The 12,625-nt window shown below is 68.1% G+C and carries 19 protein-coding genes; 7 read left to right on the top strand and 12 right to left on the bottom strand.

What is annotated here, in order from left to right; translation table 11 throughout:
* Positions 1-92 precede the first annotated feature (92 nt).
* The 7 genes from AB0F15_RS43775 to AB0F15_RS43745 all read right to left on the bottom strand — a co-directional run bounded on the left by AB0F15_RS43775 (position 93) and on the right by AB0F15_RS43745 (position 4,685).
* Positions 93-512, bottom strand: a complete 420-nt coding sequence (locus tag AB0F15_RS43775; protein ID WP_360283640.1) for an NUDIX domain-containing protein — start codon at positions 510-512, stop codon at positions 93-95.
* Between the two features lie 25 nt (positions 513-537).
* Complete coding sequence (locus AB0F15_RS43770; RefSeq protein ID WP_360283638.1) at positions 538-1,359, bottom strand: hypothetical protein; 822 nt, start codon at positions 1,357-1,359, stop codon at positions 538-540.
* Complete coding sequence (locus tag AB0F15_RS43765; protein ID WP_360283636.1) at positions 1,356-2,231, bottom strand: GNAT family N-acetyltransferase; 876 nt, start codon at positions 2,229-2,231, stop codon at positions 1,356-1,358. The genes AB0F15_RS43770 and AB0F15_RS43765 overlap by 4 nt, the downstream gene beginning before the upstream one ends.
* 87 nt (positions 2,232-2,318) lie before the next feature.
* Complete coding sequence (locus AB0F15_RS43760; protein WP_360283634.1) at positions 2,319-2,489, bottom strand: hypothetical protein; 171 nt, start codon at positions 2,487-2,489, stop codon at positions 2,319-2,321.
* A gap of 21 nt (positions 2,490-2,510) precedes the next feature.
* Positions 2,511-3,611 (bottom strand): radical SAM protein, encoded by a 1,101-nt coding sequence (locus AB0F15_RS43755; RefSeq protein ID WP_360283632.1) that lies wholly within the window; start codon positions 3,609-3,611, stop codon positions 2,511-2,513.
* 19 nt (positions 3,612-3,630) lie between these two features.
* Positions 3,631-3,927 carry a hypothetical protein gene (locus AB0F15_RS43750; RefSeq protein WP_360283630.1) on the bottom strand — a complete coding sequence of 99 codons (297 nt, stop codon included), beginning with the start codon at positions 3,925-3,927 and terminating at the stop codon, positions 3,631-3,633.
* Positions 3,924-4,685: a TauD/TfdA family dioxygenase gene (locus AB0F15_RS43745; RefSeq protein ID WP_360283628.1), complete on the bottom strand. Its 762-nt coding sequence runs from the start codon at positions 4,683-4,685 to the stop codon at positions 3,924-3,926. The genes AB0F15_RS43750 and AB0F15_RS43745 overlap by 4 nt, the downstream gene beginning before the upstream one ends.
* A 157-nt stretch (positions 4,686-4,842) precedes the next feature.
* Between AB0F15_RS43745 and AB0F15_RS43740 the strand changes: the two genes are divergently transcribed.
* Positions 4,843-5,265 (top strand): NUDIX hydrolase, encoded by a 423-nt coding sequence (locus AB0F15_RS43740; protein WP_360283626.1) that lies wholly within the window; start codon positions 4,843-4,845, stop codon positions 5,263-5,265.
* 6 nt (positions 5,266-5,271) lie between these two features.
* On the top strand, positions 5,272-6,522 hold the full coding sequence (locus AB0F15_RS43735) for a helix-turn-helix domain-containing protein (RefSeq protein WP_360283624.1): 1,251 nt from the start codon (positions 5,272-5,274) through the stop codon (positions 6,520-6,522).
* Positions 6,523-6,643: 121 nt separating this feature from the next.
* On the opposite strand, the gene AB0F15_RS43730 is transcribed toward AB0F15_RS43735, so the two are convergent.
* The 4 genes from AB0F15_RS43730 to AB0F15_RS43715 all read right to left on the bottom strand — a co-directional run bounded on the left by AB0F15_RS43730 (position 6,644) and on the right by AB0F15_RS43715 (position 9,072).
* Complete coding sequence (locus AB0F15_RS43730; RefSeq protein ID WP_360283622.1) at positions 6,644-6,910, bottom strand: zinc finger protein; 267 nt, start codon at positions 6,908-6,910, stop codon at positions 6,644-6,646.
* Between the two features lie 13 nt (positions 6,911-6,923).
* Positions 6,924-7,706: a Scr1 family TA system antitoxin-like transcriptional regulator gene (locus tag AB0F15_RS43725; protein ID WP_360283620.1), complete on the bottom strand. Its 783-nt coding sequence runs from the start codon at positions 7,704-7,706 to the stop codon at positions 6,924-6,926.
* The gene (locus AB0F15_RS43720; RefSeq protein WP_360283618.1) at positions 7,697-7,918 is read right to left on the bottom strand and encodes a hypothetical protein; all 222 of its coding nucleotides are present in this window, start codon (positions 7,916-7,918) and stop codon (positions 7,697-7,699) included. Before AB0F15_RS43720 ends, AB0F15_RS43725 begins: the two co-directional genes overlap by 10 nt.
* 923 nt (positions 7,919-8,841) lie before the next feature.
* Positions 8,842-9,072, bottom strand: a complete 231-nt coding sequence (locus AB0F15_RS43715) for a hypothetical protein (protein ID WP_360283616.1) — start codon at positions 9,070-9,072, stop codon at positions 8,842-8,844.
* A gap of 179 nt (positions 9,073-9,251) precedes the next feature.
* Between AB0F15_RS43715 and AB0F15_RS43710 the strand changes: the two genes are divergently transcribed.
* Positions 9,252-10,088, top strand: a complete 837-nt coding sequence (locus AB0F15_RS43710) for a helix-turn-helix transcriptional regulator (protein WP_360283614.1) — start codon at positions 9,252-9,254, stop codon at positions 10,086-10,088.
* Positions 10,085-10,261 (top strand): DUF397 domain-containing protein, encoded by a 177-nt coding sequence (locus tag AB0F15_RS43705; protein ID WP_360283612.1) that lies wholly within the window; start codon positions 10,085-10,087, stop codon positions 10,259-10,261. The genes AB0F15_RS43710 and AB0F15_RS43705 overlap by 4 nt, the downstream gene beginning before the upstream one ends.
* Before the next feature lie 326 nt (positions 10,262-10,587).
* On the opposite strand, the gene AB0F15_RS43700 is transcribed toward AB0F15_RS43705, so the two are convergent.
* On the bottom strand, positions 10,588-11,040 hold the full coding sequence (locus AB0F15_RS43700) for a helix-turn-helix domain-containing protein (protein ID WP_360283610.1): 453 nt from the start codon (positions 11,038-11,040) through the stop codon (positions 10,588-10,590).
* 152 nt (positions 11,041-11,192) lie between these two features.
* Between AB0F15_RS43700 and AB0F15_RS43695 the strand changes: the two genes are divergently transcribed.
* From AB0F15_RS43695 to AB0F15_RS43685, 3 genes are all read left to right on the top strand, one after another.
* Positions 11,193-11,639 (top strand): XRE family transcriptional regulator, encoded by a 447-nt coding sequence (locus AB0F15_RS43695; protein WP_360283608.1) that lies wholly within the window; start codon positions 11,193-11,195, stop codon positions 11,637-11,639.
* Positions 11,636-12,187 (top strand): hypothetical protein, encoded by a 552-nt coding sequence (locus AB0F15_RS43690; protein ID WP_360283606.1) that lies wholly within the window; start codon positions 11,636-11,638, stop codon positions 12,185-12,187. The genes AB0F15_RS43695 and AB0F15_RS43690 overlap by 4 nt, the downstream gene beginning before the upstream one ends.
* A 98-nt stretch (positions 12,188-12,285) precedes the next feature.
* Positions 12,286-12,603, top strand: coding sequence for a hypothetical protein (locus AB0F15_RS43685; RefSeq protein ID WP_360283604.1), 318 nt, complete (start codon positions 12,286-12,288; stop codon positions 12,601-12,603).
* Positions 12,604-12,625 lie beyond the last annotated feature (22 nt).

The following is a 12,625-nucleotide window of genomic DNA, read 5'->3' as shown; positions in this document are numbered from 1 at the left end:
TGCACAGTCCCGCTACGTTTGAAGCCCTCACCAGGCCACCAGACTCGGTGCCCTGACCCCACACCCGCCGTGTCCGGCGAACGGGGGGAAGCTCAGAGGAGCTTGTCGCGGCAGGTCGAGAGCGTGGCGGCTGGCCACCAGCGGTGTTCGATGAGGCCGGCGCGTTCGTTGGCGGTGTGGCGGAGGGCGACCTGTGGTGCGTCGTGGTCGGTGCGGGCGAGGTAGACGTGGTCGAGGCGGTGGTGTTGGCGGCCGCGGTAGGTGAAGCGGCTTTCGCGGGTCCAGAGTTTGCGGCCGATCTCGTCGAGGGCCAGCCCGGTTTCCTCGGCGATCTCGCGCCGCGCGGTGTCCTCGAGCTTCTCGCCGGGATCCTGGCCGCCACCGGGGAGCTCCCACCAATGGTGGCCGGGATCGTCGGGGTCGCGGGCGTGAAGGAGCAGGACTTCATCGGCGCTGTTGAGGAGCAGGACGCGGGCGCCGACGCGGAGCGGCGGTTCGCTGGGAGTGGTCATCGGGGCGAGTCCTCGTGAGCGGTATTCATGAGCTCCGGTGGGTCAACCACTGGTTGGCGGCGTTGCGGATTTCGAGCTTCCACGGCTGCGGATCGTTGTCGGCGATCTGAGTCCAGAGGCGGATGTTGACGCCGACGAAGGTGTTCAGGCCGTTTGCCGGCACGTGACTCCAGCTCGGGAGAGTGCTTGCCCATGCTTCTGCGGCGGCAGGGGTGTGGCCTTCGGCGATGAGCCAGAGCGCGGCGCAGGCGGGGTCGATCCAGGCGGCGCCGAGGGTGGGCCAGGCCCAGTCGACGAGCCAGGCGCGGCCGTCGCTGATGAGGATGTTGTTGGGGTTGAGGTCGGTGTGAAGGAGGTGGTCGCCGGCGAGCAGAGCCAGGTCGGTGTCGTCGGCCAGGCCGGTCCAGCGTTGTTCGATTCGGGGTAGTGACAGGTCCGGTGGCTCGAGTTCGCTGAGCCGGGCGAGGGTGCGCGCTACGGAGGCCAGATCGCGCGAGCCGGGGGAGAGGTCGGCAGCGCGGCCGGGAAGGTAGTCGAATCCGAGCAGGTCCCAGCCGGCGACGTCCAGGTGCCAGCGCAGCGGCGGCGCGATCCCGGTGAGGTAGGGGGCGAACGCGGCTTCGCGGTGCTGTCCGCGGATACCGCGGTGGTCGCTGGGCATTCCCTTCACGAACACCGCCGCGTCGAGGGTGTGCACGACGGCGGCGAAGGTGGAGTTCAATCCGCTGGCTACTGCCTCGACTCGGCGGATCTCGCCGAGTTCGGCCTCGATCGCGGCGCGGGCCACTGGCGGGAGGGTGACGCGGTCGCGGGTGCCCATGGAGGCGGCTGTGCCGGACTGGTTCACGCGGCCACCGCGCAGGTGAAGCCGAGGGTGGTCAGCCCTTCGGAGCAGAACAGCGATTCCGACGCGCCTCCGATGGTGGCCTGCAGCAGCTGGTAGTGCGCGCCGTGCCGGGCGCCCCAGGCTGTGGCGGCCCGCCACAGGGCGCGGCCGTGCCCGTGGCCGCGGTGCTCGGGAGCGACCCCGAAGTACTGCGGCAGCAGGACTGGTGTCCCGTCGCGATCGGGCAGCACGGCGAGCGGACCGATCGCTCCGCGGACCATGCCGTCGCCGACGGCGGCGAGGATCGGCCCGTCGACGCGGCCTGCACGCCAGCGCCGGCACAAAAACCCGAGCCCGGTCTCCGGTACTTGCTCGGTCAGCTGGACGAAGGTGTCCTGAGTGGACGGAGGGCAGGCGTTGAGCTCTCGGATTCGTTCGGCAGTGCCAGGTGTGTCCTCCTGGGTGAGCGTCTTGAGCAGGATCCGGGTTCCCGTGGCGGTGTTGGTCTGTGGTGGCTCGGGGGTGAACCAGATCACGCGGCCGGTCGCCGCGCCGTAGGCGGCGCACCATCGTCGTGTTGCTGTGCGGAGAGCTGCGGTGTCGGGTTTGGCAGGGCCGTAGACGTGGGTTTTGATCATGCCGGTTCCGCGGTGGTTGAGCGTGGGGATGATCGTGAGGTCGGGGCGGTGGACGATCTCGTCGACGAGGACGGTCTCGGATTTGGTCGCCGACCAGCGGCGCTCCTTATCGAACGGCAGCATCTCGCCGGTGCGCGCGGCGACGACGATCTCGTCGAAGATCTCCGGCCGCAGCGTGTCCGGGTGCACCGGTCCCAGGGTGGGGACGACGGGCACCTGCAGGACGCGGCGCAGCCAGCGTGGCCGGAATCGCATGCCCGGCACGCTACCCATCCGGCCGGCGCTGCCCGGTGACCCCCGCCGGTGGACACGCCGGAGGTCACCGAGACAGCTGAGGTACTGCTAGTACGGGTTGTCGTCACCGGCGTTGCAGCTGCACTTCGACGATTCGACGAGATCGTCCAGGTGCTCGACGAACTCGATCTCGGCCGGGCCCCGCGGGGCGGTGAGCGGCACGGGGACGGTGGTGCCGCTCGCGTCGCGCCGTTCGAGCGGGATGAGGACTGCGGTCATGTCTTCCCTCCTCTCGGTTGATCAGTGTTGGCAGTAGGTGCTCAGCGGGGCTTTGGCTTTCCGGTAGAGCGTGACCAGCGGCATGCAGGTGCCGCAGCTGCCTTGGAGCTGGCAGCCAGTGCAGCCGCCTTGGCGCAGCAGCAGCCGGTCCGCGATCGCACCCAGCTGCGCCAGTCCGGCCAGGCCTTCCTCGAGGAGAGGTATCTGGGGGTCGCGGCCGACCTTGCAGATGCTGGCCATGCCGTGCGGATCGACATGGAAGAAGGTGTGGCCGGCGTTGCAGCCGGTAAACGGCTTCCGCTTGCGCAGGTACTCCTGCGACTGCGCGGGCAGGCTTTCCGCGCCGCCGTAGATAGTGGGGGACATGTTCGAGAACACGTGATGCGGCAGCTCGTAGCGCTCGGCGAGAGCCTTCATCGCGTCCAGCTCGTGGGCGTTGTGCTGGGTAACGATCAGGTTCAGGTTCAGCGGCAGGCCGGCTTCGTGGGCGGCGGCGAGGCCGCGGGAGAACTTCGCGAACGATCCCCGGCGGCGGGTCAGCCCGTCATAGGCCTCGGCGGTGGCGCCGTAGACGCTGATGGTGAGCCGGTACGGCCGGTAGCGGGTCAGCAGCTCGAGGATGTCCGGTTGGGCCAGGCGGGCGCGGTTGGAGGAGATCGACAGCATCATGCCCAGCTCGAACGCTCGCTGGTAGACGGCGGTGAACAGCTTGTCGATCAGCGGTTCGCCGCCGGTGAGCTGCAGCCACAGCACACCGGCGTCCGCGAGCAGCTGCAGCAGACGTTCCCGATCCGGCCAGGACAGGCCTTCGAAGCGTTTCAGGCCGAGGTAGCAGTGCTCGCAGTCGTAGTTGCAGCCCAGGTTCAGCTCGTAGGAGGCACGACCGTAGGCATGACCGGAGGGGACCCGCGCGAGAACCACCTCGGCCAGCTGGCGGCCGGAAAGATCCAGGTCCGGCCAGCGCCGGCACGCCGCATCGACCAGCCAATCCGGACAGAGGTGGTCGGCAGCGGTGGACGCCAGGTCCTTCCAGAGCCGCACCGGCAGCCGGATTCCTGACTCGCTGCCGGGGCGTAAGACGAGGTACTCGTCGAGGAAGGGGCTGGCGATGAGCTCCAACACGGATGACTCCTCAGCATGATTAGCCGGTCGGATGGCAGATGGATCGACCGTCTTCGACAGCGGCGATCGAGGCGTGGATCTGCTCGGCGGCCGGGACGGACAGGGCTGCGTTGACGACGACGGTGAGGCTGCGGCGGCGGATGTCGATGAAGAGCAGATCGATGCCGGAGTCCTCGCACAGTTCCTGCAGCGCGGCTTGCCAGTGCGGGAGGTCGTTGTCCGGGCCGAGGCGTTCCCAGGGGACGATGATCCACTTGCCGCGCTGGAGTGCGGTGGCGATGTCCTGCGGGTCCGACACCCAACGCAGGGCAGTCATGGCGCTGCCCGGGAGTCGATGAATGCGGCGGGGATCCGCCAGCCTGGATGGGGGTCGAGGTGGACCCGACATACCGTCCGATGGCCGGTGAACCCGACGCGGCCGTGCAGCCACCGCCAGTTGTTGATCACGTAGCCGCAACCGGTGACCGCGGGGATCGAGACCGCGTGACGGTCGATGACCTGCCCGAGTACCGGGAGCCACCGCTGCGTGTGCGGGGCGAAGCGTGCCAGCTCGTCGCGCCGCAGCCTCATCCCGACCAGATGACCGGGGCCGGGTTCGAAGACGTTGCCGACGATTCCGGCCGAGCCTCCGTAGTAGGCCCCACGCCGCATGGAGAAGTCGGCGAGCGCGTCGGGAGCGATGGCGGCCAGCTCGCCGTGGACGGCTTGGCCGTCGACGAGGATGTACTCGCCGCCGCGCTCGGCCGGGCGCACGCACACCGCCATCACCAGCAGTGGGGGCCGGGACCGGTCGGAGCAGTCGGTGTGCGGCGCCAGCGGCTGCCGACTGAACCCGGCTTGCCCGGGCCGTGGGCGGGTCTCGCCGTGGTCGGCCAGCACCGTGATCCCGGAGGGGACGCTGTCGCGGTGCGGGACGATCCGGCCTAGCCGGGCCGTCAGCTGCAGCAGCTGCTGCTCGCTGCGGACCCCATCGAACAACGCGACGCCGCGCTGCGCGAGCACCGCGGCCAGCTCGCCGGCACCGCCGACCGCGGTCACATCGACGCGGCACTCCGACAGCACGGTCGCGAGCATCCGATATCTCCTCTCGGTTCATTTCGTTCGGCTTGTTCAGCAGACCGGGCGTTCGTGGGCGCCGTCGACTGACAGATCGTCAACCTCTGGGGTCCACCGATGACGACGTTGCGCTGCTACGGTCGGTGACGCGCTGTGTCGGTCGGCAGGGGAGCTGGTGCTGGTGGCGGAGTCTGGATTCCCGGTGTCGATCAAGGGCGTGCTGGTCAGGAACGACCGGGTGGTGCTGGTCCACAACGAGCGCGACGAGTGGGAGCTGCCAGGCGGCCGGATCGAGCCGGGCGAGACTCCGGAGCAGACTGTGGCGCGGGAGATTAACGAGGAAACCGGGCTGCCAGTCGATGTCGCTGAGATCCTCGACGCCTGGGTCTACCACATCGCTGTCGCGAACAAGGACGTGTTCATCGTGACCTACGGCTGCACCTCCACCTCGGCCGCGGCGCCCATCCTGAGCCATGAGCACAGCCGGGTCGCCGAATTCGCCGAGCACGAAGTGCCCGGGCTGCGGATGCCGGAGGGATACAAGCGCTCGATCGCCACCTGGTTCGACCGGATTCGCGCTTCGGTGACGGCGAGGTAGCGGGCTATGGCCGGCTGCGAACGTTGTGGCGCCGCGTTGAGCCGGCACGCGCGAACGTCGGTGTGCCCGACCTGCCAGGCCGGCACCACGACGCTCTCGGCACGGCCGCCGCGGCTCGCCCCGGCCGTGTGGATGTGGTCCGACCCGGCCGCAGCGGCAGCCCTGACCTCCCGGGACCTCGCGACCATCCTGCGCGCCTACCGGACGGCGAACGGCCTCAGCCAGGAAGCGCTGGCCCGCCTGCTCGGCTACGACAAGTCGTACATCGCGATGATCGAAACGCGCAGACGGACACCCGGCGACGTCGGCGGGCGCCGGCACATCGCCCGCGCGCTCGGCCTGCCCTACCACGTCCTCGGCGTCACCGATCCCGACGGCGCCGACTTCGCCGCGCTCGTGCAGTTCGGCGACAGCGTCGTCCGGCTGGCCGAAGTCGCGCGCCGATCCGGGCGGGCCGTCGAAGCGGTCAACGAGCTGTGGCCGCTGGTCGCCCGGCTCGAAGCCCGCGCCGCCGACGGCCGCATCGAGCGCGACACCCTCCACCTGCTGGCCTCCGCCCGGCTGGCCCTCGGCGTGTCGCTCGGCACCGTGTTGCCCGAGGAGCGGCTGACCGGCGCCGCGACCTGGACTGGCAAGGCCCTGGTGCTGGCCCGCCACCTCGGCGACGGCCACTTCCTTGCCGACACCCTGCGGATGCACGGCAACGAACTGCGCAAGGCGGGGCGGCTCCCGGCCGCCGTCGCCCGCCTTGAACACGCCGTCGCTGTGTCCGCCGACCCGGGCGGACGGGGATCGGCGTTCGCTCTGCTGGCCCGCGCCACAGCGGAAGCGGCCATGCCTGACCGGTTCACCCAAGCGATCGGCGCCTGCCGCACGCTGCTGGACTCCCATACCGGCGGCGGAATGCTGCTCAACTTCTTCACCCTCCGCGAAATTCATGCCCGGGGGTTGCTCTCGCTCAACCGCCCGGGCGACGCCCTTCGTGCTCTCGACGGCACTGACCCCGGTGAGCCGGTAGCACCGCAGTGGCAGGTCATCGAACGCGTCACCGCCGGTGAGATTCTGGCGGCCGCCGGCGAGCGCGCGGGTGCCGAGGACGCTCTCGCCGCGGCCATCGCGACCGCCGAACGACGCCGGCTGCCTCATCAGCTGCAGAGAGCGATCCGCGCCGCGGACCGCAGCGGCATGGCTCGCATCGGCGCGGCCGGCCGAGCCGCGTTGCAACGTCTGCGCGGTCTCTTGGCCCCAGCCGCGTAGCAGGTAGCGCTGCACCGCCTCGTGTTCGGAGAGGAAGATGATGCTTCCCGTCTCGGGTATCCGCGACCTCGCCGCCCGTGCCCGCATCGCCGGCTGACGCCTGGCAACTCGAGGCCACGGTTTACTCCTGAGCGGCCCGACGGCTGTGGAGCCGGTTCCGCCGTGATGGGATGCCGTGGCGCCGTCGGTAATTCGTGTCGCACACGTCGCACTGCCGGGGAATGCCGTGGCTTCGCCTTTCGCTCAACGGCATGAACGTCGGAGTGTCGGAGATGCCGCACAGCGTGGTGATCGCTTCTGCCGGTTCGAGCGCTCCCGCGAGCCGGTGCCACACGCCGTTGATGACCGGGTGAACGGTCTGCGCGTCGAGGTAGATCAGTGCGGCCATCGCGAGACCCCGATCAGGGAAACCGGAAGTCGGCGCAGGCGACTGACCCGCGTTCGAGAGCCTTGAACGTCGACCGGTAGCCCTGAACTGCGTCGGGCTCGCTGACGAAGATGATGTTGTCCTGGTGTCGCAATGCGACGGTGAAGACCTTGCCCTGGCCTTCGTAGATCGTGAAGGGATCGATGGCTTTCGCGACGCTGGGAGGGACGATCTTGACTACCAGGCCGGGAAGGTTGGCTGCCGCCCGAAGAGCTTGCAGCTGCGGATCGATCGCCGGGGCCAAGGCTGCAGCGCCCACCAGTACGGTGCGGTGGCCGGTCCAGCCCTGGTCGAGCTGCCGGACTTGGTGTTCGAAGACCGCCTGATCGAGGTCATCCGGCCCAACTGCATGACCCTGCGCGATCGCCTGGATGTAGTGCGGCGTCTGCAGCTGTTCCGGGACCACGTGCGGCGCCCATTCGAAGGTGCGCATCGCGAGCTCCTCCATGGCTCGTCGCTGGCTGGTCGAGCCCGCGTCCAGGGTTTCGATGGAAATCGGATTCTCAAGCTGCCGCCGGAGCCGCATGATGCGGTCGTATTCCTCAGGGCTCACCCGGAGAAAGCCGAGGACGTGCGCCACGTCCTCGATCGCCGGTGCGCGCTTACCCGTCTCCCAAAGGGACAGAGCTTGGGCTGGTATTCCCAACTTGTGTGCCAGCCTGCGCAACCCCAGTCCTTCCGCGGTACGGGCACTGCGCAGAGAAGTACTCAGGGCGAGCAAGGAGGGAAGGCAGGGGTTTGCCTTGGTCATGCGCATTCTCGTTCCATGTCGCGGGCTGTCGGGATGATCCCGGCAGCGAGGTCATCGCCGTGGGAGCGGATCAGATCGGGTAGTTCGCCGACCTCGTCAGCGAGCGCATGGTGCTCGTCCGGGGTTGCGGTGCCGTCTCGAAGTTGTATGATCAGCAGGGAAATCCGAAGTTGAGTCGCTTCGAGGACGTCGACGAGTTTCTGGGTGTCGCGGGTCATGCGAGTTCCGGACGTGACGGCAGGTCTGTCCCGATCGGAGAGTCGGCGCAGCCCGACGAGAACCCTGCTGAGGCGGACGTAGTCCGGGTGCTCTGCGAAGGACAGGTCGGTTTCGGACGGCCAGGTGTTTGCGGTTGACGCCACCGTGCTCCACAACCTCGGGAAAGTTTATTGCGCCGCATCGTCGGACCAACCCATCACTTGACGCAGGACGTCTTCCGGTGGACCGTCGACAGGTCCCCGCAGCGGGAGTGCTCCGTGTTTCCCCCAGTCACCCAAAGCGAAACGGGCGCCGATCGCACGCACCGAGGTCTCCAGCCTTTCAATGCGCACGACGTCATGGTGTGCATCGGTCGTCCGGTGGCCAACCATCGTCTCGGGCTCGGTCGAACCGGCGGGAGCTCCGCGCCATTCCCACCCGCGGCGGCGGGACTCGTCGATGGCCGCGCTGGATCGCTCCCAGGCAAGGACAGCTTCGTTCCAACGATCAGAGCCGGTCATCGTGCCTCCGGGGATCACGCCGCCGCAGGCGTCGCCACCATGAGGTGCCACGCGGGTTGCTGCGGCAGGACGTCCGGTCGACGGGGAGGCGCCCGCGGCAAGCCGGGCGCACGCAGCGCGGAGAAGAGATCATCGGCGCAGCGGAGAACTGAGTGCCGCAGATTCCGCGGTACGAGCCGAAGGCTCGCATCCCGTCGACGAAAGCAGCTTCCGTGACGAGGTGGTTGGTGCCGGTCGACGCCTCGGCAACCCACAGCAGGCGTGGGGACATCCGGCGTCTCGTAGGTGCGGTAGCCATCGTGAAATCTCCGCGGTCGAGCTGGATCGGAAGGAACGTTGAACACCCGGCCGGTGCGCTGAGTCGGGGGCAAGCGCACCGACCGGGCTGATCAGGGGCGGCTCTCATCTCGCCGCTGAGGCGGTCATCTCCGGTCTCCCGGCAGATCGTGGATCAACATCGCCTGGGCGTGGCTGACCAGTTCCGCCATCGCCTGCCGAGGCAGGAACGCGGGCGGTCCATCGGCGCCGACCCGGATGGCGCGGACAGGTCCGTCGGCCGTGTCGATCAGGCCGAATGTGACCTGCGTCGCCGAGCCGGCCGGAGTTCGTGCGGGGACGATCAGCGGTATTCCGCGCCAGCGGTGTCCTTGCATGCTCGTCTCCCCGTTAGGCTGTCAGGGCCATGAGCTGGGCGCTGACGGTGCTACCGAATCTTGGTAGCAAGTGTCAGCGCTGGTAGCATGGCTGCGCAATGACCTAATCGGGTGACCTCTGCGGTCAGCCCCAGCTGCACTAGCATGTGCTGCATGGCTGGTAGCACCGCGAGGCGCCGATGAACCTCGGCGACGCGCTGAAGGAGGCGCGCGAGTCGCGTGGAGTTTCGATGCGGAAGCTGGCCGTGCTCATCGGTCGCAAGGAGTCGGATTCCGGGCTGATCTCGCGCTGGGAAACCGGCGAGCGCAACCCCAAGCCGGACGATGTGGCATCGATCGTCGAAGCGCTCGGCATCGGAGACGATGCCGGCGCCGAGTTGATGGCGCTGGCCACCAATGCCGGGCAAAGCGGGCGTTGGCATGCCGTGACGGTGGCGGAGCGGCGGCAGCAGATGAACGCGCTGCTGGCCGCGGAGCGGACGGCGACGACCGTCACGCACCTGGCTCCGCTGCTGATCCCTGGCGTTCTGCAGACCAGCGCGGTCATCCGCGCCATCATGGTGGACGCGGAGGTGCCCGCCGACGAGATCGACGAACGCGTGGCCATCCGGATCGGTCGGCGCGATCTGATCACCCGCAAGACGCCGGCAACGCTTGATGTGTTGCTGGGTGAAGCGGCGATCAGGCATGTCATCGGCGGCCGCGACGTCTGGGTCGAGCAGCTGACTTATCTCTCGGAGATGATCGAGTTGCCCAACGTGAAGGTGCAGATCATCCCGTTCGAGGCCGGATGGACGCCGCTTCTCGCCGGCTCGTTTATCTTGTTCGACTCGGATCAGGCGCCCTCGATCATCAGTCTTGAGCTGCATCGCGGCGGCCTGATGCTTTACGCCGAGGAAGACATCGCTGTGCATCGGCAGAAGGCCGAGGCGGCGCGCAGTAAGGCGATGAGCGTGGAACAGAGTCTCGAGCTCATCGCGAAGGTGAAGAGCGAGCTGATGGAGGCGACGCGATGACGAACTCGACCGGCTGGTTCAAGTCGAGCTGGAGTTCTGAAACGCAGGACTGCGTTGAGGTTCGCCTCGGTGACGACGTCGGCGTGCGCGACTCGAAGGCGCCGTCCGACGGGCAGCTTTCAGTGGACCAAGCTGCTTGGGGCGCGTTCCTGGAGTGCCTCACGAAAGCCTGACCCGGCGCGGCGTTGATCGAACGCATGTTCTATCCGCGTGGTAGGTTCACGGCGTTCGAGGTCGCGGTTCCGGGAGGTCGAAGTGGCGTGGTTGTTGAGGGAGCGAGTCACCGGCCGTGAGTGGCGCATCGGCGACAGCGACCTCGCCTGGGAGGCTGGCGGCTACGACACTGCCAGGTTCGAACTCCACGTCCTCGATGAGGAGGTTGTCGGGGCGCCGGACGGCCTTCCCGGCTGCCGCCGTACGCCGCAGGTCTGCGGCGCGTAGATCGCGCTTGCGGGCTTCTGTCGTCGTTCTCGCGGCCGCTGGAGCAAACTCTGCGCGATCAGGCTGAACGCCGGGTGCCTTCCGAGTCCTGGCTCCGGCGATGGCGTGCATGGTCGACGATGTCCGCGTGCTGGCTCACCCAGTCGGCGAGCGGCTGCATCGCTTCGAGCGCTTCCTGTGTCGCCGGCGCCAGCGAGTAGATGACCGACGGCGGGAACACGCCCGCTTCCTGGTCGCGGACGATCAAGCGGTCGGCCGTCATCGTCTTCAACGTTCGCGTCAGGACGCTGGCATGCAGCACTCGCGGCCGTCCGGACCAGCTGTTCGCCGCCGCGGCGTCGTTGAGCGAGCCGACTAAATCGAGCAGCTCGGTGTAGTGTTTCGGGCCGCTCTTCAGCGCGAGCAGGATCGCCGTCATCCAGTCGCCGCCGAATAGTTGCCTGGCGTCGTGCAGCTTCCGCAGGCGCTCGGCGTCCTCGGCGGTGATCGCCTGTGTGCTCGGTCGAGTCATCGTTCCCTCCCCGGTTCGATCACCCCAGGCTGTTGATCTTAAGTTTCCGCAGGTCGCGTCTCAACTATCGAACGAGCATTCACCTGATCAGGTCTTAATTTCAGTTAAGACACCTGGTGAGCGGTACCTTCGAGGGGAGCTGAGGAGGGGTGATGGCCGAACGCGGACGTGACTTCGCGGACAAGCTGAACCACCTGTTCGCCGTCACGAAATCGCCGGAGGGCGAGGAGTACAGCAACGACTTCGCCGCGGACTCGATCACCGCCGCCGGCACCAAGATCTCCGGCACGTACGTCTGGCAGCTGCGCAAGCGGAAGCGGGACAACCCGACGATCAAGCACGTCGAGGGGCTGGCCAAGTTCTTCGGGGTCCCGTCCAACTACTTCTTCGACGACGACGTGACCGACCGCGTCGACCAGCAGCTCCGCGAGCTGGCGGCAGAACAGCAACGCCTCAAGGCGAACGCCGGTGACCAGGAAGCGCAGCGAATCGCGATGCGGGCCGGCGAGCTGACACCGGATCGCCGTCAGCTCGTCATGGACCTGCTCGACGTCGTCTACCGCGACCAGCAGGCAGCGCGCGAGCGAGGGGAGCGGTGAACGAGCGGCTGCTGCGCCGACGGTGCCGGCGGCTGCTGAAGGAGCTGGACATCCGGCCTCCGCTGGACGTCGTCGAGCTGTGCTGGCGCGTCGGGGAGCGCCGCGGCAAGCCGATCAAGCTGCTGGCCCACTCCATCCCGGTGCCCGGCCCATTCGGTGTGTGGATCAGCACCCGCCCGGCGGACTACATCCTCTACCAGCGCGAAACCAGCAAGCCGCACCAGAACCACATCATCCTGCACGAGCTGGGCCACTTGCTGGCCGGCCACGAGAGCGATCCGTGCGATGACGAACTCCTGGCCGACCTGTACCCGGACATGTCGCCGGACAGCTTGCGCCAGCGCTACCCGGATCTCGAGCCGGACGCCGTTCGCCGGGCGCTGCGGCGCACCTCGTACGACACCGAGCAGGAGCGCGAGGCCGAGACGACGGCAACGATCATCCTGGAGTGGGCGTCGGTCCTGGACCAGGTCGGCGCCGGCGGAAGATCGAGCGAAGCCGCCCAGAAAATGGGAGCCGCGCTCGAAGGCCGCCTGGGGTGGCTGTGACGCCTCTGGTTCTCGCCTATGGGATCGTGTCGGCTGTCCTCCTGCTCTGGCTAGCCGGAAGGTTGGCGCGGAACCCGAGGAACGCCGCCCTTCGCAGTGTGACGGCGCTGGTGGCGTGCCTGGCCGTCGCGTTCCCGTTCGGTGCTGCGGCCGACAAGGGCGCTCATGCGTTGGGCCTGCCGCCGATGATCTCGCGGCTGATCCAGCACGGTCTCCTGCTGGTCGGCGTGTACAGCCTCGTGTGCTTCTTCCTGTTCTCAGCGCGAGAACAAGCGGCCGCCCGGCGACGCGCCGGCTGGTACGCCGCCCTGCTGCTGGCCGCCGAGGTCGTGCTCCTCGTCGCTGTCAACGCTTCGGGAACTTTGACCCCGGGTGGTCTCTGGAAAATTGACCCCCTGCGCGGTGTTGTTGTCTAGTTCTGGTCGGTGTTTTGCTGCT

This window comes from Amycolatopsis sp. NPDC026612, assembly GCF_040638285.1.
GTDB lineage: Bacteria > Actinomycetota > Actinomycetes > Mycobacteriales > Pseudonocardiaceae > Amycolatopsis.
The sequence above is the reverse complement of the archived record's forward strand: the minus strand, read 5'-3'. Positions and strand labels throughout refer to the sequence as shown.

What these genes read in the sequence shown, in the direction of transcription:
- AB0F15_RS43775 (WP_360283640.1), bottom strand. Translation starts at nt 512, where the DNA reads ATGACCACTCCCAGCGAACCGCCGCTCCGCGTCGGCGCCCGCGTCCTG.
- AB0F15_RS43765 (WP_360283636.1), bottom strand. Translation starts at nt 2,231, where the DNA reads ATGCGATTCCGGCCACGCTGGCTGCGCCGCGTCCTGCAGGTGCCCGTC.
- AB0F15_RS43760 (WP_360283634.1), bottom strand. Translation starts at nt 2,489, where the DNA reads ATGACCGCAGTCCTCATCCCGCTCGAACGGCGCGACGCGAGCGGCACC.
- AB0F15_RS43750 (WP_360283630.1), bottom strand. Translation starts at nt 3,927, where the DNA reads ATGACTGCCCTGCGTTGGGTGTCGGACCCGCAGGACATCGCCACCGCA.
- AB0F15_RS43745 (WP_360283628.1), bottom strand. Translation starts at nt 4,685, where the DNA reads ATGCTCGCGACCGTGCTGTCGGAGTGCCGCGTCGATGTGACCGCGGTC.
- AB0F15_RS43735 (WP_360283624.1), top strand. Translation starts at nt 5,272, where the DNA reads ATGGCCGGCTGCGAACGTTGTGGCGCCGCGTTGAGCCGGCACGCGCGA.
- AB0F15_RS43730 (WP_360283622.1), bottom strand. Translation starts at nt 6,910, where the DNA reads ATGGCCGCACTGATCTACCTCGACGCGCAGACCGTTCACCCGGTCATC.
- AB0F15_RS43725 (WP_360283620.1), bottom strand. Translation starts at nt 7,706, where the DNA reads ATGCGCATGACCAAGGCAAACCCCTGCCTTCCCTCCTTGCTCGCCCTG.
- AB0F15_RS43720 (WP_360283618.1), bottom strand. Translation starts at nt 7,918, where the DNA reads ATGACCCGCGACACCCAGAAACTCGTCGACGTCCTCGAAGCGACTCAA.
- AB0F15_RS43715 (WP_360283616.1), bottom strand. Translation starts at nt 9,072, where the DNA reads ATGCAAGGACACCGCTGGCGCGGAATACCGCTGATCGTCCCCGCACGA.
- AB0F15_RS43710 (WP_360283614.1), top strand. Translation starts at nt 9,252, where the DNA reads ATGAACCTCGGCGACGCGCTGAAGGAGGCGCGCGAGTCGCGTGGAGTT.
- AB0F15_RS43705 (WP_360283612.1), top strand. Translation starts at nt 10,085, where the DNA reads ATGACGAACTCGACCGGCTGGTTCAAGTCGAGCTGGAGTTCTGAAACG.
- AB0F15_RS43700 (WP_360283610.1), bottom strand. Translation starts at nt 11,040, where the DNA reads ATGACTCGACCGAGCACACAGGCGATCACCGCCGAGGACGCCGAGCGC.
- AB0F15_RS43695 (WP_360283608.1), top strand. Translation starts at nt 11,193, where the DNA reads ATGGCCGAACGCGGACGTGACTTCGCGGACAAGCTGAACCACCTGTTC.